Source organism: Xanthomonas sp. NCPPB 3570 (genome assembly GCF_056725115.1).
The window spans coordinates 4,615,074-4,638,698 of sequence record NZ_CM161513.1 but is presented as its reverse complement, the minus strand read 5'-3'; the positions used below and the strand labels follow the sequence as shown (position 1 = coordinate 4,638,698).

The 23,625-nt window shown below is 69.8% G+C and carries 17 protein-coding genes and 1 riboswitch; of the genes, 11 read left to right on the top strand and 6 right to left on the bottom strand.

Annotated elements, in window-relative coordinates:
* Positions 1–71: 71 nt before the first annotated feature.
* Both AC1PLR_RS20030 and baeS read right to left on the bottom strand, forming a co-directional pair.
* Positions 72–755, bottom strand: a complete 684-nt coding sequence (locus AC1PLR_RS20030; RefSeq protein ID WP_010340999.1) for a response regulator — start codon at positions 753–755, stop codon at positions 72–74.
* On the bottom strand, positions 752–2,131 hold the full coding sequence (gene baeS, locus AC1PLR_RS20025; protein ID WP_481102098.1) for a sensor histidine kinase efflux regulator BaeS: 1,380 nt from the start codon (positions 2,129–2,131) through the stop codon (positions 752–754). The genes AC1PLR_RS20030 and baeS overlap by 4 nt, the downstream gene beginning before the upstream one ends.
* 160 nt (positions 2,132–2,291) lie before the next feature.
* Here baeS and AC1PLR_RS20020 point away from each other — a divergent pair, with 160 nt between their 5' ends.
* Genes AC1PLR_RS20020 through AC1PLR_RS20010 form a run of 3 tightly spaced genes read left to right on the top strand, consistent with a single transcriptional unit; the run spans position 2,292 to position 8,122 of the window.
* Positions 2,292–3,515: an efflux RND transporter periplasmic adaptor subunit gene (locus AC1PLR_RS20020; RefSeq protein ID WP_481102097.1), complete on the top strand. Its 1,224-nt coding sequence runs from the start codon at positions 2,292–2,294 to the stop codon at positions 3,513–3,515.
* A 9-nt stretch (positions 3,516–3,524) separates the two neighbouring features.
* Positions 3,525–6,671, top strand: a complete 3,147-nt coding sequence (locus tag AC1PLR_RS20015) for an efflux RND transporter permease subunit (RefSeq protein WP_481102096.1) — start codon at positions 3,525–3,527, stop codon at positions 6,669–6,671.
* A complete protein-coding gene (locus AC1PLR_RS20010; RefSeq protein WP_481099288.1) occupies positions 6,668–8,122 on the top strand; it encodes an efflux transporter outer membrane subunit in 1,455 nt (484 codons plus the stop codon). The genes AC1PLR_RS20015 and AC1PLR_RS20010 overlap by 4 nt, the downstream gene beginning before the upstream one ends.
* A 213-nt stretch (positions 8,123–8,335) precedes the next feature.
* Here the strand turns inward: AC1PLR_RS20010 and AC1PLR_RS20005 are convergent, their stop codons facing one another.
* A complete protein-coding gene (locus tag AC1PLR_RS20005) occupies positions 8,336–10,333 on the bottom strand; it encodes a choice-of-anchor X domain-containing protein (protein ID WP_481102095.1) in 1,998 nt (665 codons plus the stop codon).
* A 238-nt stretch (positions 10,334–10,571) separates the two neighbouring features.
* A complete protein-coding gene (metE, locus tag AC1PLR_RS20000) occupies positions 10,572–12,863 on the bottom strand; it encodes a 5-methyltetrahydropteroyltriglutamate--homocysteine S-methyltransferase (RefSeq protein WP_481102094.1) in 2,292 nt (763 codons plus the stop codon).
* A 211-nt stretch (positions 12,864–13,074) separates the two neighbouring features.
* Positions 13,075–13,328: riboswitch (cobalamin riboswitch) on the bottom strand.
* Between the two features lie 144 nt (positions 13,329–13,472).
* Here metE and dusA point away from each other — a divergent pair.
* The 6 genes from dusA (at position 13,473) to AC1PLR_RS19970 (ending at position 20,511) form a co-directional block, all read left to right on the top strand.
* Positions 13,473–14,492, top strand: a complete 1,020-nt coding sequence (dusA, locus tag AC1PLR_RS19995) for a tRNA dihydrouridine(20/20a) synthase DusA (protein WP_481102093.1) — start codon at positions 13,473–13,475, stop codon at positions 14,490–14,492.
* 413 nt (positions 14,493–14,905) lie between these two features.
* Positions 14,906–15,289, top strand: a complete 384-nt coding sequence (locus AC1PLR_RS19990) for a PepSY domain-containing protein (RefSeq protein ID WP_481102092.1) — start codon at positions 14,906–14,908, stop codon at positions 15,287–15,289.
* A gap of 72 nt (positions 15,290–15,361) precedes the next feature.
* A complete protein-coding gene (locus AC1PLR_RS19985; protein WP_003469280.1) occupies positions 15,362–16,045 on the top strand; it encodes a response regulator transcription factor in 684 nt (227 codons plus the stop codon).
* An 82-nt stretch (positions 16,046–16,127) separates the two neighbouring features.
* Positions 16,128–17,498: an ATP-binding protein gene (locus AC1PLR_RS19980; RefSeq protein ID WP_193314135.1), complete on the top strand. Its 1,371-nt coding sequence runs from the start codon at positions 16,128–16,130 to the stop codon at positions 17,496–17,498.
* A 209-nt stretch (positions 17,499–17,707) separates the two neighbouring features.
* A complete protein-coding gene (locus AC1PLR_RS19975) occupies positions 17,708–19,291 on the top strand; it encodes a DUF1800 domain-containing protein (protein WP_481102091.1) in 1,584 nt (527 codons plus the stop codon).
* 29 nt (positions 19,292–19,320) lie between these two features.
* A complete protein-coding gene (locus AC1PLR_RS19970) occupies positions 19,321–20,511 on the top strand; it encodes a DUF1501 domain-containing protein (RefSeq protein ID WP_152181587.1) in 1,191 nt (396 codons plus the stop codon).
* 180 nt (positions 20,512–20,691) lie between these two features.
* On the opposite strand, the gene AC1PLR_RS19965 is transcribed toward AC1PLR_RS19970, so the two are convergent.
* A complete protein-coding gene (locus tag AC1PLR_RS19965) occupies positions 20,692–21,480 on the bottom strand; it encodes a M90 family metallopeptidase (RefSeq protein ID WP_481102090.1) in 789 nt (262 codons plus the stop codon).
* Positions 21,447–21,728 carry a hypothetical protein gene (locus AC1PLR_RS19960; RefSeq protein WP_029561834.1) on the bottom strand — a complete coding sequence of 94 codons (282 nt, stop codon included), beginning with the start codon at positions 21,726–21,728 and terminating at the stop codon, positions 21,447–21,449. The genes AC1PLR_RS19965 and AC1PLR_RS19960 overlap by 34 nt, the downstream gene beginning before the upstream one ends.
* A gap of 155 nt (positions 21,729–21,883) precedes the next feature.
* Here AC1PLR_RS19960 and birA point away from each other — a divergent pair, with 155 nt between their 5' ends.
* Entirely contained in the window at positions 21,884–22,849 is a 966-nt protein-coding gene (birA, locus tag AC1PLR_RS19955) for a bifunctional biotin--[acetyl-CoA-carboxylase] ligase/biotin operon repressor BirA (RefSeq protein ID WP_481103648.1), read from the top strand.
* Positions 22,846–23,583 (top strand): type III pantothenate kinase, encoded by a 738-nt coding sequence (locus tag AC1PLR_RS19950; protein WP_481102089.1) that lies wholly within the window; start codon positions 22,846–22,848, stop codon positions 23,581–23,583. Before birA ends, AC1PLR_RS19950 begins: the two co-directional genes overlap by 4 nt.
* Positions 23,584–23,625: the final 42 nt, after the last annotated feature.

Here is a 23,625-nt window from a genome sequence, read left to right as displayed (position 1 = left end):
AGCGGCCCGCGTCACACCACGACGGTGATCAGCCAGGCCGCTTTTGCGAATCCCCAATCCCGAATCCCCAATCACGGCTCAAACCGATAACCAGCCCCATACACCGAGCGCACCCAGTCCTCGACGCCGGCGTCGGCGAGTTTGCGGCGCAGGTTCTTGACGTGGCTGTCGACGGTGCGGTCGGTGACGATGCGGTGGTCGAGGTAGAGCCGGTCCATCAGTTGCTCGCGCGAGTACACGCGTCCCGGCGCGGCGGCGAGGGTGCGCAGCAGGCGGAACTCGACCTGGGTCAGGTCCAGGTCGCGGCCGTGCACGCTGGCGCGGCACGCGTCCTCGTCGATCCGCAGGCCCGGCGCCGGCGCGCCGTTGGGATCGTGGCGATGGCGGCGCAGCACCGCCTGCACCCGCGCCACCACCTCACGCGGGCTGAACGGCTTGCAGATGTAGTCGTCGGCGCCGATCTCCAGCCCCAGCAGGCGGTCGATCTCCTCCACCCGCGCGGTGACCATGATCACCGGCACCGCGCTTTCCCTGCGCAGGTCGCGGCAGATCTCCAGCCCATCGCGGTTGGGCAGCATCAGGTCCAGCAGCACCAGGTCCGGCTGCTGCGCGCGGAAGGCGCCCAGTACCTGCGCGCCATCGGCGATCCAGTCGTGCGAATAGCCGGCCGCGTGCAGGTATTCGCGCAGCACTGCGGCCAGACGCGGTTCGTCCTCGACGATCAGCACGTGTCCGATCGGATCCAGGCTGCTCATGCCGCGAGCGCCGGTAGACGCACCACCACGCGCAATCCGCCGAGTGTAGAAGGCTCGGCGTCGATCGCACCACCATGGGCCTCGGCGATGTTGCGGCAGATCGCCAGGCCCAGGCCGCTGCCGCCGCTGGCGCGGTTGCGCGAGGCCTCGGCGCGATAGAAGCGTTCGAACAGACGCGCCCGCTTGTCCGCTTCCACGCCTGGTGCGCTGTCCTCCACCACCAGCTCCAGCATCGCGTCGCGGCGCGTGCAGCGCACCTGCACCGTGCCGCCGGCATCGGTGTAGCGCAGGGTGTTCTCCAGCAGGTTGCCGAGCAGTTGCTGCAGGCGGCGTTCGTCGCCGTCCACCAGCAGCGGGCCGGCCTGGATCTGCTCCTGCACATGGAGCTGCGCGGCGGCGAAGCGCGCGCGCATGCCGTCAAGCACGGTAGCCAGGATCACCGCCAGGTCGACCGGCGCGCGTCGGTAGGCGAGCGCGCCGACGTCGGTCAGCGACACGTCGTACAGGTCTTCGATCAGCTTGCCGAGCTGGCCGACCTGCTGGTGCAGCGAGCCCAGCGAGTGCTGCGTCATCGGCCGGATGCCGTCCTGCAGCGCTTCCAGTTCCGCACGCAGTACCGCCAGCGGCGTGCGCAGCTCGTGCGAGATATCGGCCATGAAGTCGCGACGCGCGCGCTCGTTGTGCTCCAGCGCCTGCGCCAGCAGATTGAAGTCGCGCGCCAACTGGCCGAGTTCGTCGCGCGCGTCGGCGTCGATGCGGGTGGCGTAGTCGCCCGCGGCCAGACGATGGGTGGCGCCGGTGAGGCCGCGCAAGCGCCGCAACAGGGCGCGCGACAGCAGCCAACCGAGCAGCGCGGCGACCACCAGCGAGGCGCTGCCGATCGTCCACCATGCGCGCTGCTGCGCCGCGTAGAACCGCGCGTCTGCCGCCGCCAGCGCTTTCTGGAACGGCAGCATCGCCATCCAGCCGACGGTTCGGCCGTCGACCACCACCGGGCGCAGGATGTCGTCGCGCCCGACATCCGGATTGCCGATCAGCGACTTGAAGTCCTGGTCGAGCAGCGCGAAGCGAAACACCGCGCCGGTCTGGTCGGAAATCGGCGGCGCCCTGCGCGGCGGGCCGGGGCCGCGCTCCGGGCGCATCAGCACGAACCAGACTTCGGGATTGTCGCGCACGAAATCCCAGCTGCCGTGCCGCGCGTATTCGGCTCTGACCCGCGGCAAGGCCTCCTGCATGCGCTCCACGCCCTGTTCGTTGAGGTAATCCAGGAACTGGCGCTTGACGAAGGCCTGCACGGCCAGGCCGTTGATCAACAGCACCGTCACGCAGGCGGCGAGGATGGCGAGGAACAGCTTGGCGGTGAGGCCCAGTTTCATCGGAGGGGCGACGCGCGGCGCGGAAACGGCAATTGCTGCGTATTAGCCGCGCCATGGCAGTGGAAATCAAGCGAATCCGCGCCATCGCCGGCAATCTCCAAATTTGCTGCACATTTGCGCACTAGCGTGGCCAGCTTCGGAAATCCCGTGAGTTCGCCGCATGCCGTCCGTCGCCTGTCGTCTTCCCATCGCGTCCTCGCGCTGGCTGCTGCCCGTCGCCATCGCCACGGTCATGGCCGCGTGTTCGTCCAAGCCGCCGCCGCAGATGCCGCAGACGCAGGTCGGCGTGCAGACAGTGACGGTGCAACGCCTCGCTGTGGATCAGACCCTGTCCGGCCGCACCGTGGCCTACATGGCCTCGGACGTGCGCCCGCAGGTCGGCGGCATCCTGCGCAAGCGCCTGTTCGCCGAAGGCCAGGACGTGCACGCGGGGCAGGTGCTGTACGAGATCGATCCGGCCAGCTACCAGGCTGCGTACGACACCGCCAAGGGCGACCTGGCACAGGCCGAGGCGGCGGTCCTGTCGGCCAGGCCCAAGGCGCAGCGCTACCAGACCCTGGTCGGGTTGGATGCGGTCAGCAAGCAGGACGGCGACGATGCGCTGGCCACGTTGCGCTCGAACGAGGCGGCGGTGGTCGCGGCCAAGGCCGCACTGCAGACCGCGCGCATCAATCTCGACTACACCCGCATCACCGCGCCGATCTCCGGACGCATCGGCACCTCCAGCTACACGCCGGGCGCGCTGGTCAGCGCCGGCCAGAGCGAGGTGCTGGCCACCATCAACCAGCTCGACCCGATGTATGTGGACGTGACCCAGTCCAGCGCGCAGCTGCTGCAGTTGCGCCGCCAACTCGACGCCGGCCAGCTCAAGGCGGTGGACGGCAAGACCGAGGTGAAGCTGCAACTGGAGGACGGCAGCACCTATGCGCACAGTGGCACGCTGGAGGTGGTGGATGCCGCAGTCGATACCGCCACCGGCACGGTCAAGCTGCGTGCGGTGGTGCCCAATCCCGACCATCTGCTGCTGCCCGGCATGTACGTCAAGGCGGTGTTGCCGATGGCGGTGGACGAGCAGGCCATCCTGGTGCCGCAGCAGGCGGTCAGCCGCAACAGCAAGGGCGAGGCAGTGGCGATGGTGGTCGGCAGCGACCACAAGGTCGCCCAGCGCGTGCTGCGCACCGGCGATGCGATCGGCGACAAGTGGGTGGTACGCGACGGCCTGAAGGCCGGCGACCGGGTCATCGTGCAGGGCCTGCAGAAGGTGTCGGTCGGTGCCGAGGTCAAGGCGGTGGAGGTGACCGCGGCCGCGATGGCCGGCAATGCCGCCGGCATCGCCCCGGCGACCAAGCAAGGCACCGCCGCCGCGGCGCCGAAGGCCGACTGAGGAACCGCCATGGCCCGCTTCTTCATCGACCGTCCCATCTTCGCCTGGGTCATCGCGATCGTGATCACCCTGGCCGGCGCGCTCTCGATCCTGTCGCTGCCGCTGGAGCAGTATCCGAACATCGCGCCACCGTCGATCAATGTCAGCGCCACCTATACCGGCGCGTCGGCGGAAACCGTGCAGAACTCGGTGACGCAGATCCTCGAGCAGCAGATGACCGGGCTGGACCACCTGCTGTACATGACCTCCAGCAGCAGCTCCGCCGGCAGCGCCTCGATCACCCTGACCTTCGAGTCCGGCACCGACCCGGACACCGCCCAGGTGCAGGTGCAGAACAAGGTCTCGCAAGGCGAGGCGATGCTGCCGGAGGCGGTGCAGAGCAATGGCGTGACCGTCACCAAGTCCATGGGCAGCAGCATGTTCATGGTGCTGGCCTTCACCTCCGAAGACGGCAGCATGGACAGCACCGATATCGGCGACTACATGGTGTCCACGCTGCAGGACCCGATCAGCCGGCTCGATGGCGTCGGCGGGGTCAACGTGTTCGGCTCCGAGTATTCGATGCGGATCTGGCTGGATCCGGAAAAGCTGCGCACCTATGCGCTGATGCCCTCGGACGTGAGCAGCGCGATCTCGGCGCAGAACGCCGACGTCTCCTCCGGCGCGCTGGGGGCATTGCCGGCGGTGCAGGGCCAGCAGCTCAACGCCACGGTCACCTCCCGCAGCAAGCTCAAGACCCCGGCGCAGTTCGAGACGATCGTGCTGAAGTCGCAGACCGGCGGCGCCACTGTGTACCTGCGCGACGTGGCGCGGGTCGAGCTGGGGTCCAAGTCCTACGCGTCCAGTTCCAAGTACAACGGCAAGGCCGCCTCCGGCATGGGCCTGGAACTGGCGACCGGGGCCAATGCGCTGGATGCGGCCAAGGCGGTGCAAGCCAAGCTCGAACAGCTCAAGCCGTACTTCCCTGCCGGACTGAAGTACGAGATCGCCTACGACACCACGCCGTTCGTGCGCATCTCCATCGAAGAGGTGGTCAAGACCCTGCTCGAGGCGATCGTGCTGGTGGTGCTGGTGATGTACCTGTTCCTGCAGAACTGGCGCGCCACGCTGGTGCCGGTGATCGCGGTGCCGGTGGTGCTGCTGGGCACCTTCGGCGTGCTGGCATTGCTCGGCTATTCGATCAACACGCTGACCATGTTCGCGATGGTGCTGGCGATCGGCCTGCTGGTCGACGATGCGATCGTGGTGGTGGAGAACGTCGAGCGCCTGATGAGCGAGGACGGCATGTCGCCGCGGCAGGCGACCTACACCTCGATGGGGCAGATCTCCGGCGCGCTGGTCGGTATCGCCCTGGTGCTGACCGCGGTGTTCCTGCCGATGGCGTTCTTCGGCGGCGCCACCGGCGAGATCTACCGCCAGTTCTCGGTGACCATCGCCGCGGCGATGCTGCTGTCGCTGTTGGTGGCGCTGACCCTGAGTCCGGCGCTGTGCGCCAGCCTGCTCAAGCCGATCGAGCGCGGCGGGCAGGTGTCGCGCAAGGGCGTGCTGGGGCGCTTCTTCGGCTGGTTCAACGCCCGCTTCGACCGCGGCGCCGATGGCTACGGCCGCGGCGTGGGCAAGCTGATCGGCCACCGTAAGCTCGGCGGTTTGGCCTATCTGGTGCTGCTGGGGGCGATGGCGCTGCTGTTCTGGCGCCTGCCCAGTTCGTTCCTGCCCGACGAGGACCAGGGCATGTTGATGGTGATGTTCACCACGCCGGCCGGCGCCACCCAGCAACGTACCCAGCAGTCCATCGACCAGGCATCGGACTTCATCCTCAAGCAGCCGGAGGTGGCCGGGATGATGACCATCACCGGTTTCAGCTTCGCCGGCAGCAGCCAGAATTCGGGCATGGGCTTCATCAAGCTCAAGGATTGGGCCGAGCGCGATGCCTCGGCGCAGGAGATCGCCAACCGCATCACCGGCGCGATGATGGGCACGCTGCCGGATGCGCAGGTGTTCGCGCTGTCGCCGCCGGCGATCAACGGCCTGGGCACCACCTCCGGCTTCACCCTGGAACTGCAGGACGTGGCCGGCAAGGGCCACGACGCGCTGGTCGCCGCGCGCCAGCAGCTGCTGCATCTGGCCAACGCCGACAAGAACCTGAGCGCCGTGCGTTTCAACGGGCTGGAAGACGCGCCCACGTACCGCGTGCAGATCGACGACGCCAAGGCCGGCGCGCTGGGTCTGAGCGCTGCGGACATCAACGCCACGCTGGCCACGGTGATGGGCGGCAGCTACGTCAACGATTTCCTCAACAACAATCGGGTCAAGCGCGTCTACGTGCAGGGCGAGCCGGCTGCCCGCATGCTGCCCGCCGACATCGGCCGCTGGTACGTGCGCAACAGCAGCGCGGAGATGGTGCCGTTCTCGGCGTTCTCCAGCAGCCAGTGGGCGTATGCGCCGCAGGTGCTGAGCCGCTTCAACGGCGTCGAGTCGATGGAGATCACCGGCAGCGCCGCCAGCGGCATCAGTTCTGGCGAGGCGATGAACGGCGTCGCCGCGCTGGTCGGCAAGATCGGCAAGGACGTGGGCTACGCCTGGTCGGGCATGTCCTACCAGGAGCAGGCGGCCGGTGCGCAGACCTGGATGCTCTACGCGGTATCGCTGGTGTTCGTGTTCCTGTGCCTGGCCGCGCTGTACGAGAGTTGGTCGATCCCGATCTCGGTGATGCTGGCGGTGCCGGTGGGCATCGTCGGCGCGCTGCTGGCGACGTGGCTGCGCGGGCTGTCCAACGACATCTACTTCCAGGTGGGCCTGCTGGCGACGATGGGCCTGGCCGCCAAGAACGGCATCCTGATCGTGGAGTTCGCCAAGGAACTGGAAGAGAAGGGCCAGCCGCTGATCGACGCCACCCTGCATGCCGCGCGCCTGCGCCTGCGCCCGATCCTGATGACCTCGCTGGCGTTCCTGCTCGGCGTACTGCCGATGGTGGTCAGCAGCGGTGCCGGCTCCGGCGGCCGCCACGCGCTGGGCACGGGCGTGCTCGGCGGAACGCTGGTGTCGACCGCACTCGGCATCTTCTTCGTGCCGTTGTTCTACGTGATCGTGCGCAGCCTGTTCCCCGGCAAGCGCGCCGAATCGGAACCGCTGCACACCGAGGAGGCAACGCCGTGATCCGTTCGTTCCTGCGCCGTGGCGCGCTTGCGGTGGCCTGCGCCGGTGTCCTCGCCGGCTGCGCGAGCCTGGCGCCGAGCTATGCCCGTCCCGACGCACCGGTGCCGGCCACCTTTGCCGACAGCGGCAGCGGCGCCGTTGGCGACGGCGCCAACGTGGCGATCCTGGACTGGCGCCAGGTGTTCCTCGATCCGCGCCTGCAGCAGGTGATCGCGCAGGCGCTGGACAACAACCGCGACCTGCGCGTGGCCGTGCTCAACATCGACAAGGCGCGCGCGCAATACCGCATCCAAAGCGCCGACCTGTTCCCGTCGGTAAGTGTGAGCGGCAGCCAGAGCGCTGCGCGCAGCAGCGCGTCCACCAACGCCAGCGGACACGCCGAGGTGGCACGTACCTACACGGCCGACGTCGCCGTCAGCAGTTGGGAGTTGGACCTGTTCGGACGCATCCGCAGCCTCAAGGACGAAGCCCTAGAAACCTACCTGGCCACCGCGCAGACCCAGCGCAGTACCCGCTTGAGCCTGGTCGCCGAGGTCGCCGCGGATTGGTTGGCCGTGGCCGCCGACCAGCAACGCCTGGCGCTGGCGCAGCAGACCCTGGACAGCCAGCGGCGGACGCTGGCGCTGACCGAGGCGCGGCATCGCGAAGGCATCGCCTCCGGGCTGGACCTGGCCCAAGTGCAGACCAGCGTGGAGAGCGCACGTGCCGACGTGGCCAGCTACACCACGCAACTGGCCACGGCGCGCAACGCCCTGGACCTGGTGGTCGGCGCGTCGGTGGCGGCCGATGCCCTGCCGCAGGCCGGCGCGCTGGAGGACGGCGTGGCGCTGGCGCCACTGCCGGCGCCGCTGGAATCGCGCGTGCTGTTGCAGCGGCCGGATGTTCTGTACGCCGAGCACGCGCTGAAGTCGGCCAACGCCGACATCGGCGCGGCACGCGCGGCGTTCTTCCCGACCATCTCGCTGACCGCCTCGACCGGGCGCAGCAGCAGCGCGCTGTCCAGCCTGTTCGACGCCGGCAGCCGCACCTGGTCGTTCGTGCCCAGCATCAGCGTGCCAATCTTCCGTGCCGGCGCGCTCAAGGCCGAACTGGACGTGGCCCGCATCACTCGTGACGCCAACGTCGCCACCTACGAGAAGGCGATCCAGAGCGCCTTCAGCGAAGTGGCCGACGCACTGGCCACGCGCGCGCAGCTGGACGAACGCATGGACGCACAACGCGCCTTGGTCGCGGCCACCCAGCGCAGCGATGACCTGGCCGAGGCCCGCTATCGCAATGGCGTGGACAGCTATCTGGACGCACTGGATTCGCAGCGCTCGCTCTACGCCGCGCAGCAGGACCTGATCACGTTACGCCTGACCGAGGCGAGCAACCGCGTGACCCTATACAAGGTGCTTGGCGGCGGCGCCGATGCGCAGAGCGGCGAGTCTGTGGCGGATGCGGCGCGTTAGCGTATTCCCCGCACGATCGTCGGAGCGGCCTCAGCCGCGACAGGCGTCACCGACAACGCCCGTCGCGGCTGAAGCCGCTCCTACAACCACCGCATGCCGAGCGAATTGCACCAGCCGCGGCTTCGGCACTGGGGAGAGATCGGCGCTGCACAGGCTGACATGCCCGGGCAGCGCTTCACCAATCCCCAATCCCGATTCCCTGATCCCGGCCCCTCAACGCGCCGCGTTGGCGTTCATCGTCGCGTTGCGGCCGGCGTCCAGGTACTGCGCCGGGTCGCGCATGCCGGTGGTGTGGCATTCGCCGGTGGTGTGACCGCGGTTGACGCCGCCGGGTAGCTGGCCGTTGACCTGCTCCACGGTGCCGTCCTCCGGGTCGCTCAGCACCAGGTCCGAGGCCGCATTGCAGTAGTCGTTGGTGTACCAGTTGGTCTTGGCGAAGGAGGTGGTGTAGTAGTTCACCAGTGCCCGCGCCGAGTTGGGGATGCCGGCCAGCCAGGCCTTGGCACCGTCGTAGGTCAGGTCGTTGTTGGTACCGCAGCCCACGCCGAACCACGAACCCACCGTGGCCAGGATGCCGGCCAGGTTGGTGCCCTGGTAGGGCGTGCCCACCGACTGCATCACCCGCCCGCCGCTGGCGTTGTCCAGGCCGCTCCAGTAGTAGACGTACAGGTGCAGCGCCGCCATGCCGCCCTGGCTGTGCGCCACGGTTCCGAACGAGTTCCACTGGCTGCCGAACTGCGCCAGGCGCTGCGCGAACTGGTCGTTGCTGCGGTTCTGGTTGACGTCCAGGAACGCGGAGGCATTGGTGAACTGCGCCACCGGCCACACCCCGCCCGAGCAATAGCCGTGCACCAGCACCAGGCGCTTGCCGGTGGCCTGCGCCTGCATGTCGGTGGCGGCGGTGCTCAGCTGCGCCGGGCGCTCGCCCATGCGCATGCTCTCGTCGATCGTGCCGGTGCTGCGTGCCACGCTGCTGCGACGCAGTGCCGGCAGGGTCAGCGGCAGCGTCGCGCGCGTGGCCAGCGGCACGAAGTTGTCCGGATCCTCCACGCGCAGGTTGCGCAGGGTGAACGGCGCACGCGCGCCGGCGCGGACGATCCAGCGTTCGTCCACGCTCAGCGGCAGGCGTCCGTCCTGCGGCGCCAGCATGCCGCCGAGCCAGGCCACCGGCACCGCGCTGCCGTCGCGGCCGGTGCCCCACAGTTCGCCGAGCACGCGGTAGTGCGCCGGCGCCTGGCCGCCGCCGATCCGCACCGGGATCGGCAGGGTCAGCCGGGTGCCGGGCTGTGCGCTGGCGGCGACGGCATCGGCATTGATGCGCAAGGTGGTGTCCAGCACCGGCAGCACGTGCTCGCTGGTGCGTACGAAGGCCTGGCCGCCGGCGTCGTGACCATGCACCACCACCTGCGCGATGTAGGTGCCGGTGGCCGTCGCCGGAAAGTCGCCGGCATACACGCCATCGCCCGCGGCGCCGTCGCCGTGGCGGCCGTCGTCGGCCATCGGCCATTGGCTGACGGAGCCGTCCGGCGCGATCACGCGCAGCTGTGCGGTGTCGATGCGGCCGCTGCCGGCGCTGCGCGCCAGCGACACGCCGCCCTGCGCATCGATGCCGCCGAGCAGGGCGGTCAGGCCGATACGCTGGCCGCGCTGCAGTTGCGCGCGGTCGCTGGGATAGGACGCCAGTTGCGTGCGCGGGTCGCCTTCCATCAGCACATAGCCGCGCTGCACCGTATTGCTGCCATCGGCCTGCAGGGTCAGGGTCCAGTCGCCGTTGGCGGCGCTGTCCACGTGGTACTCGCGAGCCGGCAGCGCGGCGCCGCCGGCGCCCAGTTGGGTGGCCTTGGCGCTGGGCGCGAGCATCGGCGTGGCGGCGGCCGTGCCCATGCGTGCGCTGGCCGTGGCCGGTGCGCTCAGGCGCGGTTGCCAGTCGTGTTCGCCGGACAGCACCACGAAGCGCAGCTTGCCGTTCTCCACCGGCAGGGTGGTCTGCCATTGCGCCGGGCCGCCGCTGCGCGCGGCGGAGAATTCCACCGGCAGCAACGCGCTCTTGGACAGGATCGCCGCTTCCGCCGGGGCGGGTGCGCGCATCTGCGCGAACTCCTCGGGCGGGCCGGCCAGTTGTTTGGGAATCAGTTCGGCCGCGTGCAGTGCGGCGGCGGGGACAACGAGACACAGGACGCAGACGGCGGACAGGTTCGACAGCTTCGGCATGACGCGCTCTCCCTGGCGGTGCTGAGAAGCAGACGTGCATGCCGGAGCCGCGACGCATTGCGCCGCCGGCAGCACGTCGGCGAGGACGCAGCGCCCCCTCGCCACGCGTTCGCCTGTGGTTATAGCCAGCGCACATTGCCGGACAAAGACGCAATGCAGCAATGCACGCCGAACTGGGATGCCGGACATGCTGCAGCCATCGCGATGCCCGGCGCACCTGGCGCCGGGCATCGCCAGGTCACGCCGCCTGCGCGTGCTGGCTGCGCAACTGCTGCGCCGCCGCCACCATCGCCTGCAGCGCGTTGCGGGTTTCCGCCCAGCCGCGGGTCTTCAGCCCGCAATCCGGATTGACCCACAGTTGCTGCGGATCCAGCACCGCGCGCGCCTTCTCCAGCAGCTCCACCATCTCCTGCGTGCTCGGCACGCGTGGCGAGTGGATGTCGTACACGCCCGGCCCGATCGCGTTCGGGTAGCGGAAGCGCACGAAGGCATCCAGCAGTTCCATGCGCGAGCGCGATGTCTCGATCGAGATCACGTCCGCGTCCATCGCCGCCACCGCCTCGATGATGTCGTTGAACTCCGAGTAGCACATGTGAGTATGGATCTGCGTGGCATCGCGCACGCCGGCCGCGGCGATGCGGAAGCACTGCACCGCCCAGTCCAGGTACGCCTGCCAGTCGGCACGCCGCAGCGGCAGGCCTTCGCGGATCGCCGGCTCGTCGATCTGGATCACGCCGATGCCGGCCGCCTCCAGGTCGCGCACCTCGTCGCGCAGCGCCAGCGCGATCTGCCGGCAGGTCTGCGCGCGCTCCTGGTCGTCGCGCACGAACGACCACTGCAGCACTGTCACCGGCCCGGTCAGCATGCCCTTCATCGGCCGCTCGGTCAGCGACTGCGCGTACTGGGTCCAGCGCAGCGTCATCGGCGCCGGGCGCTGCACGTCGCCGTAGATGATCGGCGGCTTGACGCAACGCGAGCCGTAGCTCTGCACCCAGCCGTGGCGGGTGAAGGCGAAGCCGTCGAGCTGCTCGCCGAAGTACTCGACCATGTCGTTGCGCTCGAACTCGCCGTGCACCAGCACGTCCAGTCCCAGCTGCTCCTGCGCACGCACGCAGCGTTCGGTCTCGGCCGCCAGGAACGCGTCGTACGCGGCATCGTCGAGCTTGCCGGCCTTGTGCTGCGCGCGCGCCTGCCGCACCTGCTCGGTCTGCGGGAACGAGCCGATCGTGGTGGTCGGATACAGCGGCAGCCGCAGCGCCGCCTGCTGTGCCTGGCGGCGCTGCGCGTACGGCGACTGCCGGCGGCCGGCGTCGTCGGTCAGCGCGTCCACCCGCCGCGCCACCTCAGCGCGGTGCACGCGGGTGGAGGCGCGACGGCTGGCCAGCGCATCGCGCGCCGCGTCCAGCGCGGCCTGCGCCTGCGGCTGGTCGTCCAGCGCATCGGCCAGGGTGCGCAGTTCCTGCAGCTTCTGCCTGGCGAAGGCCAGCCAGCCGACCAGTTCGCGGTCCAGCCTGGTCTCCTGCTGCAGATCCACCGGCACGTGCAGCAGCGAGCACGAGGGCGCCAGCCACAGCCGCTCGCGGCCGACATGGCCGGCGGCGTAGCGGGCCAGGGTCAGCGCGTTGTCCAGCGGCGTACGCCACACGTTGCGGCCGTTGACCAGGCCAGCGGAGAGCACGCGCCCGGCCGGCAGCGCCTGCAGCACCGCGTCCAGTTGTGCCACGCCACGCACCAGATCCACGTGGATGCCGTCCACCGGCAACGCCATCGCCAGGTCGAGGTTGTCGCCCAACTCGCCGAAGTAGCTGGTCAGCAGCAGCTTCGGCCGCGGCGCCTGCGCAAGGACATCATAGGCGCGGCGATAGGCGGCGCGTGCGGCCTCGTCCAGGTCCAGCACCAGCGCCGGTTCGTCGAGCTGCACCCAGCCGGCGCCGGCCGCGTGCAGGCGTTGCAGCAGTTCGGCGTACACCGGCAGCAGGCTGTCCAGCAGCGCCCAGCGGTCGCTGCCGTCCACGGTCTTGGACAGCGCCAGGAAGGTCACCGGCCCGATCAGCACCGGCCGGGTCTGGATGCCCTGCGCCTTGGCTTCCAGGAACTCCACCACCGGCTTGTCGCCGCGCAGGCGGAAGTGCTGGCGCCGCGCCAGCTCCGGCACCAGGTAGTGGTAGTTGGTGTCGAACCACTTGGTCATTTCCAGCGCATGCAGGTCCAGGCCGTGTTCCTGGGTGCCGCGCGCCATCGCGAAGTAGCCAGCCAGCGGATCGGCATCGGCCAGCGCGCGGTAGCGTTGCGGGATCGCATCGAACAGGAACGCGGTGTCGAGCATCGCGTCGTACAGGCTGAAGTCGTTGCTGGGCGGCACGTCCACCCCGGCCTCGCGTTGCAGTTGCCAGTGGCGCAGGCGCAGCTCGCGTGCGGTGTCCTGCAGTTGCGCGCCGTCGATGTCGCGGCGCCAGTAGCGTTCCAGCGCCTGCTTGAGCTCGCGCCGCGCACCGATGCGCGGGAAGCCCAGGTTGGTCACGATCGTCATGTTGCGTTTCCTCATTGCGTTCAAGGGCATTGAGGAACGAAGGAACCGCGCGCCGCGCGCCCCGTTCGCACGGACCGCCCGCCACGCCAGCGACCTTCGCCCCCGCGGGCGAACCGGTACCGCGCGGGCAGGCGGACGGCGCGGCGCGGCGCAAGGCCGGGTCGCGGTCCGGCCGCCTCCCCGCGGAGGCGCCAGGTCGAATCGGAGGACGCACGGTCCTCCGGCCGGGGCCGGTATTCGGGCTGATGGACACGCGCACCACGTTGGCTGCGCACCTACTGTCCGTCGCTTCCCAGGCCGGCATGCGCCGGCCCAGTGCCATTGACGGAGGTCGTTTCCATTCACCGCTGCGGGGCAGCTCCGGAATGGGCAGGCGCTTGCGGCGCCGGCCGTCACCGGATTCCCGTTTAAATTCATCCCTTCATCCGAATGAAGCGATGAATACCTTCGGCGAGCGCACGATAGGCCGGATGCGGCGGGCGGTCAAGGGCCAGGTGTGTTTTGCGGGCTCGGCCCGGCAGCGTTTGTCGCGAACGTGTAAGCTATTGATCCCTAAGCCAATGACCTGGCGCTGCGGCAGACGGCCGGTGGCGCCCGTCCGCCGTGCCGATGATGCTTCCGCTCCCCGCCGCCGATCTCCCCGCGCGCTACGCCGCCTCGCTGCGGCTGTCCGTGGCGCCGATGATGGACTGGACCGACCGCCATTGCCGGGTCTTCCACCGGCTGCTGGCGCCGTCGGCGCGGCTGTACACCGAGATGGTGCACGCCAATGCGGTGGTGCTGGGCGATCGCGCGCGGTTGCTGGATTTCGATGCGGCCGAGCATCCGCTGGCGCTGCAGCTCGGCGGCAGCGAGCCGGCGCTGCTGGCGCAGGCGGCGCGGATCGGCCAGGACTGGGGCTACGACGAGATCAACCTCAATTGCGGCTGTCCGTCCGACCGGGTGCAGGCCGGGCGCTTCGGTGCCTGCCTGATGCGCGAGCCGGCGCTGGTCGCCGACTGCGTGGCAGCGATGGTCGCGGCGGTGGACATCCCGGTGACGGTGAAGTGCCGGCTGGGCGTGGATCAGGACGACGACTACGCGGTGTTCCTGGCCTTCGTCGACCAGGTCGCCGCGGCCGGCTGCGGGCTGTTCGTGGTGCATGCGCGCAACGCCTGGCTGCAGGGCCTGTCGCCGAAGGAGAACCGCGAAGTGCCGCCGCTGCGCTACGACTGGGCGTACCGGCTCAAGCGCGAGCGGCCGCAACTGCAGGTGGTGCTCAACGGTGGCCTGGCTGCGGTGGAGACGGCGCAGGCGCAATTGCAGGCGGTGGACGGGGTGATGCTGGGCCGCGCCGCCTACCACGACCCCTACGTCCTGCACCGGCTGGACGCGGCCCTGACCGGCGCCGCGCTGCGCCCGCGCGCGGAACTGCTACGCGCGCTGCGTCCCTACGTCGAGGCACGCCTGGCCGAAGGTCTGGCGCTCAAGCACATCACCCGGCACCTGCTCGGGCTGTTCCACGGCCAGCCCGGCGGGCGTGCCTTCCGCCAGGTGCTCAGCGAAGGGGCGCACCGCCCCGGGGCCGATTGGGCACTGCTGGAGCGGGCGCTGGCGGTCACCGACGGGGCGGCGCGCGCGGCGGCCTGAGCCGATCCAGGGAGCGTCTTCGGACCGTAGCTGCTGCGTGGCGGCGGGCCGTCATCGCCTCCGCGCGGAGGCATCCGACGACATGGCGGCCTGCTCGGTGGTGGACCCGGATCCCACTTTCCCTCTGCTCGTTCAGGGAGTCTGTTCAGGGTCCGCCGACTAGTCTCTGCCTGCAGGGAGACGCCCTGAAGTACCTGGCGAGGGCCTCTCCAGAGCGCTGGCGCGGCCCTTGCATCGGTCTTCGGCAGGTTCATTTGACTGAATGTCGCCCGTGGCGCCCGGAAAAGTTCAGACCGGATTCACCCCGAAAAATCAAGAATTTGCCTCGATTTCTCGAGGTCGCCATCGTTCCCGCGAGGTGTCGCGCTTCACAAGTTTTGAACGTTTCCGATCAGTCCGTTAGGATGCCCGTCGTGACTTCTTCCGCTTCCCGCCACTACCGCTTCGCCGCTGTGTTCGCGCTCGCGCTGGCGTCGGTCGCGGCTGGCCATGGCCGTGCGCAGCAGCCGCCCATGCCGGGGGTGATGGCGCCGCCGGAGCGCGATGCGGGGCGCAACCGGGACTATGGCGGCAGCTCGCTGTCCGACGCGGTGCGTCGGGTGCAGCGCTCCACCGGCGGGCAGATCCTCGGCGCCGAGCGCGTGCCGTTCGATGGCCGCGACATCAACCGCGTCAAGTACATGGACGGCCGTGGGCGGGTACGCTACATGGACGATCCGCAACCTGGCCGTGCGGTACCGCCGCGGGCGCCGCGGTCGGGCGAGCCTCCCGAGCCACCACGCGACGATCACCCGTGAGTCCGGATAGTTCGGTTCAGGTTCCACACACCGCCCCGGCCAACGGCCACCTGTAAGTTACTAGGGAGAGTTATGCGTATCCTTCTGGTCGAAGACGAAGCTCCGCTGCGAGAGACCCTGGCCGCTCGCCTGAAGCGCGAAGGCTTTGCGGTGGATGCGGCGCAGGACGGCGAGGAAGGCCTGTACATGGGCCGCGAAGTGCCCTTCGACGTGGGCATCATCGATCTCGGCCTGCCGAAGATGTCGGGCATGGAGCTGATCAAGGCGCTGCGCGACGAAGGCAAGAAGTTCCCGGTGCTGATCCTCACCGCGCGTTCCAGCTGGCAGGACAAGGTGGAAGGCCTCAAGCAGGGTGCCGACGACTACCTGGTCAAGCCGTTCCACGTCGAAGAGCTGCTGGCGCGCGTCAATGCGCTGCTGCGCCGCGCCGCCGGCTGGAGCAAGCCCACGCTGGAATGCGGCCCGGTCGCGCTGGACCTGGCGGCGCAGACCGTCAGCGTCAGCGGCAGCAACGTCGACCTGACCAGCTACGAGTACAAGGTGCTCGAGTACCTGATGATGCATGCCGGCGAACTGGTCTCCAAGGCCGACCTGACCGAGCACATCTACCAGCAGGATTTCGACCGCGACTCCAACGTGCTGGAAGTCTTCATCGGCCGCCTGCGCAAGAAGCTGGACCCGGACGGCGAGTTGAAGCCGATCGAGACCGTGCGCGGCCGCGGCTACCGGTTCGCGATTCCGCGCACCGAAGGCTGATCGCAGGCGCCGGCGAGCACACCGAGGAAGCGACCGCGTGGCGGCACGACCCAGGTGGTACAAGCGCTGGCGCCCGCGTTCGCTGCAGGCGCGCCAGCTGCTCGCCGCCAGCCTCAGCCTGCTGGCGTTCCTGGCCGCGGCAGGTTATGCGCTGGACCAGGCGTTCGCCGACACCGCGCTGAGCAACCTGCGCGAGCGCCTGAAGAGCTACGCCACCGCCTACGCCAACAACATCGACGTAGCCCGCGACGGCTCGCTGTACATCAACAACGACAAGCCGCCGCCGGACCCGCATTTCGACCGGCCCGGCAGCGGCCTGTACGCGCAAATCGTGATGCCCAACGAGCGCTGGATCTCGATGTCCAGCGAGGGCCCGCTGCCGCCGCGCGGCGGCATGCTCGAACCGCGCCAGGAAACCTTCGACGGGCCCTGGCCGATGACCCAGATCGACGGCAGCGAGGGCGAGGTCTACCGCTACGGCATCGGCCTGGCCTACGTGCGCCGCGACAAGGAAACCCCGGTCACCATCTACATCATGGAGGACACCCGCGCGCTGGGTGCGCAGCTGCGCGTGTTCCGCGGCCGGGTGTGGTTCAACCTCGGCGGCGCCGGCCTGATCCTGCTGGTGTTGCAGGCCTTCATCCTGCAATGGAGCCTGCGCCCGCTGCGCCGGGTGATCAACGAACTGACCAAGGTGCAGCGCGGCGAAGCGATGCGCATGGGCGATCGCCACCCGCGCGAACTGGAGCCGCTGACCGACAGCATCAACGCCTTCATCGAGAGCGAGCGCGAGAACCTAGACCGCCAGCGCAACACCCTGGCCGACCTGGCGCACAGCCTGAAGACCCCGCTGGCGGTGCTGCGCACCCAGCTCGACAGCGGCGCGCAGGGGCCGGAGCTGCGCGAAGAACTGGACGTGCAGTTGCGGCGCATGAACAACCTGGTGTCCTACCAACTCGCGCGCGCCGCTTCCAGCGGCCACAAGCTGTTCGCCGCACCGTTGCCGATCGAGCCCAACGCCGAGGAGATCGTGCGCGGCCTGGAGAAGGTCTACGCGGCCAAGGGCGTGCTGTGCGAGTTCGACATCGAGCCGAGCGCGCGCTTCCATGGCGAGCCCGGCGACCTGCAGGAGCTGCTCGGCAACCTGTTGGAGAACGCGTTCAAGTGGGCGCGCCGGCGGGTGCTGCTGAGCGTGCGCCCGGAGCCGGCCGCCGGTAGCCGCCGCGCCGGCCTGATCATCGCCGTGGAGGACGACGGCCCCGGCATCGCCCCGGAGGAAGTGGCGCACATCCTGCAGCGCGGCGTGCGCGGCGACGAGCGCGTGCATGGCCACGGCATCGGCCTGGCGATCGTGCAGGACCTGGTCAAGGGCTACCGCGGCGAACTGCAGGTGAGCCGCTCCGAGGAACTGGGCGGGGCGCGTTTCCTCGTCACTCTGCCGCCGGGGCTGTAGGCGCAGGAACAGGTCCGGCCAGCTGAGACCCGTATCCCACGGTGTTACAGGCCCGACATCCGGTCGACCCACGCGGCAGCGCTGCACCGCAGCAGCAGGTGAATCCCGTGCAAATGACCGGGAGGTTTCCGACAGTGGCTTAACGCGACCGGCGCCCAGCTGGCGATACTGCGCCGGTCTTCACGCCGCTTTTCGTCCAGGAGCCCCGCATGCCCGTACCCCGGCATCGTCCTGCAGCAACGCGTCTGCGCGTGCGCGGCCGGCGTGTGTTGCGCCACACCCAGCGCCTGCTGCTGTCGGCGCTGCTGGTGCTGTTCACCGTCGGTGCCATTGCCGCCACCGACAAGGTGATCAAGCGCGACGACGCGCGCTGGCTGCAGTCGATGACCATCGGCCTGGACAGCGCCAGCGTGGCCCAGTTCGAGCACGACGGCCGCAAGCGCTTCCTGCGCGAGCAACTGCAGGCCGATGCCGGAGACGCCGCGCTGCCGGCGCCGGTGCGCGCGCAACTGGACGGCTACGCGGCATTGCACACGCCGGTGCAGGAACTGCTCAAGCAGCAGGCCGCCGCGCAGCAGGCGATCAAGGCGATGCCCGACGGCGATGCCAAGGTCGCGGCGAAGAAGGCTGCGCAGCAGCGCGGCGATCTGCTGTTGAACCAGGCTCGGCAGGCGCAGCTGTTGCGTGCGATCTACGCGCCGGACCAACTGCGCGAGCAGATGGTGTGGTTCTGGCTCAATCATTTCAGCGTGTTCGCCGACAAGGGCCGCCTGCACTGGACCGTGGCCGACTACGCCGACAACGCGATCCGTCCGCATGCCCTGGGCAAGTTCTCCGACCTGGTGATGGCGACGCTGGAGAGTCCGGCGATGCTGGAGTACCTGGACAACGCGCAGAACGCCAAGGGCAAGGTCAACGAGAACTACGCGCGCGAGTTGATGGAGTTGCATACCCTCGGCGTCGATGCCGGCTACACGCAGAAGGACGTGCAGCAACTGGCGCTGATCCTGACCGGCGTCGGCATCGCGCCGGTCGACCGCGACGGTCCGCCGAAGCTGCCGCCGGCGCTGCAGGCGCAGTATGTGCGCCGCGGCGCGTTCGAATTCAATCCGGCGCGGCACGAACCCGGCGACAAGACCTTGCTCGGCCAGCGCATTGCCGGCGGCGGCTTCGACGAGGTCGAGCGCGCGGTGCAACTGATCGTGCGCCAGCCGGCATGCGCGCACTTCATCTCGCGGCAGTTGGCCGAGTACTTCGTCGCCGACGATCCGCCGCCGGCGCTGGTGGAGAAGATGGCGCGCACCTTCCAGCGCAGCGATGGCGATATCGCCGCGGTGCTGCAGGTGATGTTCACCGCGCCGGAGATGGCCGCCGGCGCGCCGCACAAGTTCAAGGACCCCTATCGGTTCCTGGTCTCGGCGCTGCGCCTGGCCTACGACGGCCAGACCATCGTCAATCCGCAGCCGCTGCTGGGTTGGTTGAACCAGATGGGCGAGCCGAGTTTCGGACGGATCACGCCCGATGGCTGGTCGCTGCAGTCCAGTGCCTGGAACAGCTCCGGGCAGATGGCGCAGCGCTTCGAGATCGCGCGCGCGATCGGCAACGGCAACACCCAGCTGTTCACCGTCGACGGACAGCAGCGCGGTGGTTTCCCGCAACTGAGCACCCCGCTGTACTACCACGCGATCGAGCCGCAACTGAGCGATGCCACGCGCCAGGCGCTGGCGCAGGCGCGCTCGCAGCAGGAGTGGAACGGCTACCTGCTGGCGTCCCCCGACTTCAATTACCGCTGACTGCGGCCTTCGCCGCCCGGAGTTCCGTCATGCACCGTCGCCGCTTCCTGCTCGCGTCCGCCGCCGCTGCGGCCAGCCTGCCGTTCGCCGGGCGCCTGTTCGCCGCACCGGCGCCGTCGCCGCGCCTGTTGGTGGTGTTCCTGCGCGGCGGCTACGACTGCAACAACCTGCTGGTGCCGTACGCCAGCGATTTCTACTACGCCTCGCGGCCGAGCCTGGCGATCGCCAGGCCGGATCCGGCCAATCCCAACAGCGCCATTGCGCTGGATAGCCAGTGGGGCCTGAACCCGCGGCTGCGCGACACGCTGATGCCGTTGTGGAACGACAAGCAGCTGGCGTTCGTGCCCTTCGCCGGCACCGACGACCTGTCGCGCAGCCACTTCGAGACCCAGGACAGCATCGAGGCCGGACAGCCGGCCGGGCAGCGCAGCGACTACCGCACCGGCTTCCTGGCGCGGCTGTCGCAGGTAGCCACCGGCACGCCGTCGATCGCCTTCACCGATTCGCTGCCGCTGAGCTTCCAGGGCGGCGGCGACATTCCCAATCTCTCGCTCAAGCGCAATCCGACCCCGGCCTTCGACCAGCGTCAGGCCGACATCCTCGCCGGCATGTACCACGGCACGCAGCTGGCCAGCGCCGCGCACGATGGCCTGGCCCTGCGCCAGCAGGTCTCGCAGGCCTTGCGCGACGAGATGCAGCAGGCCAACCGCGGCGCCGCCAGCGCGCGCACCTTCGCCGACGAGACCCGCCGCATCGCCACGCTGATGCGCGAGCGCTACCGGCTCGGCTTCGTCGATGTCGGCGGCTGGGACACCCATGTCAACCAGGGCAGCACCGACGGCGCGTTGGCCAACAACCTGGCCAACCTGTCCGAGGGGCTGTCGGCCTATGCCGAGGCGCTGGGGCCGGAGTGGCGCAATACGGTGGTGGTGGTGCTGTCCGAGTTCGGCCGCACCTTCCGCGAGAATGGCGACAAGGGCACCGATCACGGCCACGGCACCACGTACTGGGTGCTGGGCGGCGGGGTCAACGGCGGACGCATCGCCGGCGAGCAGGTGGCGGTGAGCAAGGACAAGCTGTTCCAGGACCGCGACTACCCGGTGCTGACCAACTACCGCGACATGTTCGCCGGCCTGCTCGGCCGCATGTGGGGCCTGTCGCCGACGCAACTGCAGAAGGTGTTTCCGCAGGCGCATGCGCGGGATCTGAAGTTGGTGTGAGGCGTTCTTCGCGACCAAGGGATTCGAAAATGTCCTGTAGGAGCGGCTTCAGCCGCGACGGGTGCACTGTGGGAGGGACTTCAGTCCCGACGCGTTATGCGCTCGACTCCCCGTAACGCATGCTTTGTCACGTTCAGCACAGCGACGTCTTGACGCGATGCCTCAAGGCGCGATGGCCGCTCAGTCCACAGCGAATGGCGACGGCCCATAGAACCGCGCCAGATGCGCCGCCACTTCCGGCATCTCGCGTTGCAGCCGCTCTGGCGCGGAAAAGTGATATTCGCTGACCACCGCGAAGAACTCTTCCGGCGCTTCGGTGGCGTAGGCGTCGATCTCGCTGGCGCGGCCGCGGTCCACGCGCGCGCAGAAGGCGTCGTAGCTGCGCTGGAAATCGTCGGCCCATTGCCGCTGCCAGGCGCGCGGCAGCAGCGGCGTGCCGTCCAGGACGCCGTCGAGCACGTCGAGCTTGTGCGCCATCTCGTGCACCGCCACGCAGTAGCCGGCACGCGGATCGTCCAGGTCGGCCTGCACGTCGGCCCAGGACAGGATCAACGGGCCGCTGTCCCAGGATTCGCCGATCAGTTCGTCTTCCCACTCGTGCAGGACGCCCGCCGCATCGACATGGCTGCGCTGCACGCGGAATGCGTCCGGGTAGACCAGCAGCTGCGACCAGCCGCGCATGCCGTCGACGCCGTACTCCAGCAGCGGCAGGCAGCACAATGCGGCAAGCAGGCCGCACTGGCGGGCGTCCAGCTGCAGACCGCCCAGCGGCGAGATGGTCTTGCGGTGCAGGAATTCGCTGGCCAGCGCCCGCAGGCGCTGTTCGCGCGGCGCATCCAGGGCGGCAACCCAGGCGCAGTCGCGGCGCACGGCCTGCCAGGTGGCGTCATCGATGGCAGCAGGCTTGGACCACAGCCCGCGCAGCCAGCGTGGGATCAGCGGAACATCCCCGGCAGGAAGCTGTGCCACTTCGGCATGCGCATGCGCGGCACCAGGTCGCTGTCGCTGCCGCCGCCCGTGGTGGTCGAGGCCGGCTTGGTGGAGGACGGCGCATGCAGCGTCGCGGGTGGGCGCGTCGGGGTGTTGTCGGCATCGGCCGCGTCGCCGTAGGTGCAGTCGGTGTGCGGCTTCTCCGCCAGCACATTCGACGCGTGGGCGGCAGCGAGGGGCAGCAGCAACAGGAGCAGGCAGGGCAGGGAACGGCGCATCGTCGGCATCCAGGGCGAGCGGCGGTGAATCCCGATTCTAACGCGGTTTTCACCCGCTGCAGGGCGCCGGCCCTGGGCGCCCGGGGGGCGTTGCCGCATACTTTTCGGTTTACGAGGTCGCGCAACGGCGCGCCCGGGGGCGAAACGAGGCGATGGAACCGGCGTTGGACGAGCGCGAACTGTTGGCCAGGCTCAGCAAGGGCCCCCTGTCCGGCGATGCCCTGGCGCGCGCCTGCGGGCTGACCCGGGCGGCGGTGTGGAAGCGCATTCAGGCGCTGCGCGCGGCCGGGGTGGAGATCGAGGGCCGGGCCGGCGAGGGCTATGGGCTGGCGCGGCCGCTGGAACTGCTCGACGCCGCAGCGATCCGGGCTGGGCTGACTGCGCCGGCGCGCACCGAACTGGCCGGCCTGGAGATCGCCTGGAGCCTGGTCTCCAGCAACACGACGCTGCTGCAGCGGCCGGCGCCGGCGCAGGGCAGCGCGGTGCTGCTGGCCGAGCGCCAGACCGGCGGGCGCGGCCGCCGTGGCCGGGTCTGGGCCTCGCCGCTGGCCGCGCATCTGTACCTGTCGGTGGCGCGCAGCTTCCAGGGCGGGCTGGGCCGACTGGGCGGCCTGAGCCTGGCGGCCGGCGTGGCCGTGGCCGAAGCCCTGCGTTCGGCCGGATTCGCCACGGTCGGGCTGAAGTGGCCGAACGACCTGCTGGCCGACGGGCGCAAGCTGGGCGGCCTGCTGGTGGAAGGCGGCGGCGAGTTCGCCGGGCCGGCGCGGGCAGTGATCGGCCTGGGCTTGAACGTGGCGATGCCGGCGGCCACTGCCGCGGACATCGACCAGCCCTGGACCGACCTGACCCGGCTCGCCGGTGGCACCGTGTCGCGCAATGCGATCGCCGCGACGGTGCTGTCGCAGTTGCTGCCGGCGCTGGCGTTGTTCGACGCCGAAGGCCTGGCGCCGTTCCTGCCGCGCTACGCCGCGCTGGATCTGCTGGCCGGACGTGCGGTGCGCATCGACGATGGCGGCCAGGTGCGCGAAGGCGTGGCGCTGGGGCTGGCCGAGGATGGCGCGCTGCGCGTGGCCTTCGCCGACGGCGAGCTGCCGGTGCATGCGGGCGATGTCAGCGTGAGGGCGGCATGAGCGACTGGCTGTTCGACCTGGGCAACTCGCGCTTCAAGTTCGCCGCGCTGCAGAGCGGTCAGGCGGGCACGGTGCAGGCCTGGCCGCATGGGGCCGAAGCCATGGACGCGGCGGCGGTGGCGGCCCTGCCGCAGGGCGACATCGCCTATGTCGCCAGCGTCGCCGCGCCGGCCCTGACCGCAACCGTGCTGGAGACACTGCGCAGTCGCTTCGCGCAGGTGCAGGTGGCGCGGACCGAGGCCGTCTGCGCCGGGGTCCGCATCGCCTATGCGCGGCCGCAGGCGTTCGGCGTGGACCGGTTCCTGGCCCTGCTCGCCGCGCATGGCGGCGGCGACGTGCTGGTGGTGGGGGTGGGCACGGCGCTGACGGTGGACCTGCTCGATCGCGACGGTCTGCATCACGGCGGCCGCATCGCGCCCTCGCCCACGGTGATGCGCCAGGCCCTGCAGCAGAAGGCAGCGCAGTTGCCGGCCGAGGGCGGCGATTACCACGAGTTCGCCGCCGACACCGCCGACGCCCTGGCCTCCGGCTGCGACGGCGCCGCGGTCGCGCTGATCGAACGCAGCCTGCAGCAGGGCGAGGCCGTGCTGGGGCGACGGCCGCGGCTGTTGCTGCATGGCGGCGGCGTGCCACCGCTGTTGCATGCGTTGCCGCCAGCCGAGCAGCGCCCGGCGCTGGTCCTGGACGGGCTGGCGTTGTGGGCGCAGGCGCATGCAGCGGCCGGTGCCGCCTGAGCAGGCCAGCGCTGGCGGCCGCGATGCAGTGCGGCGTGGCGG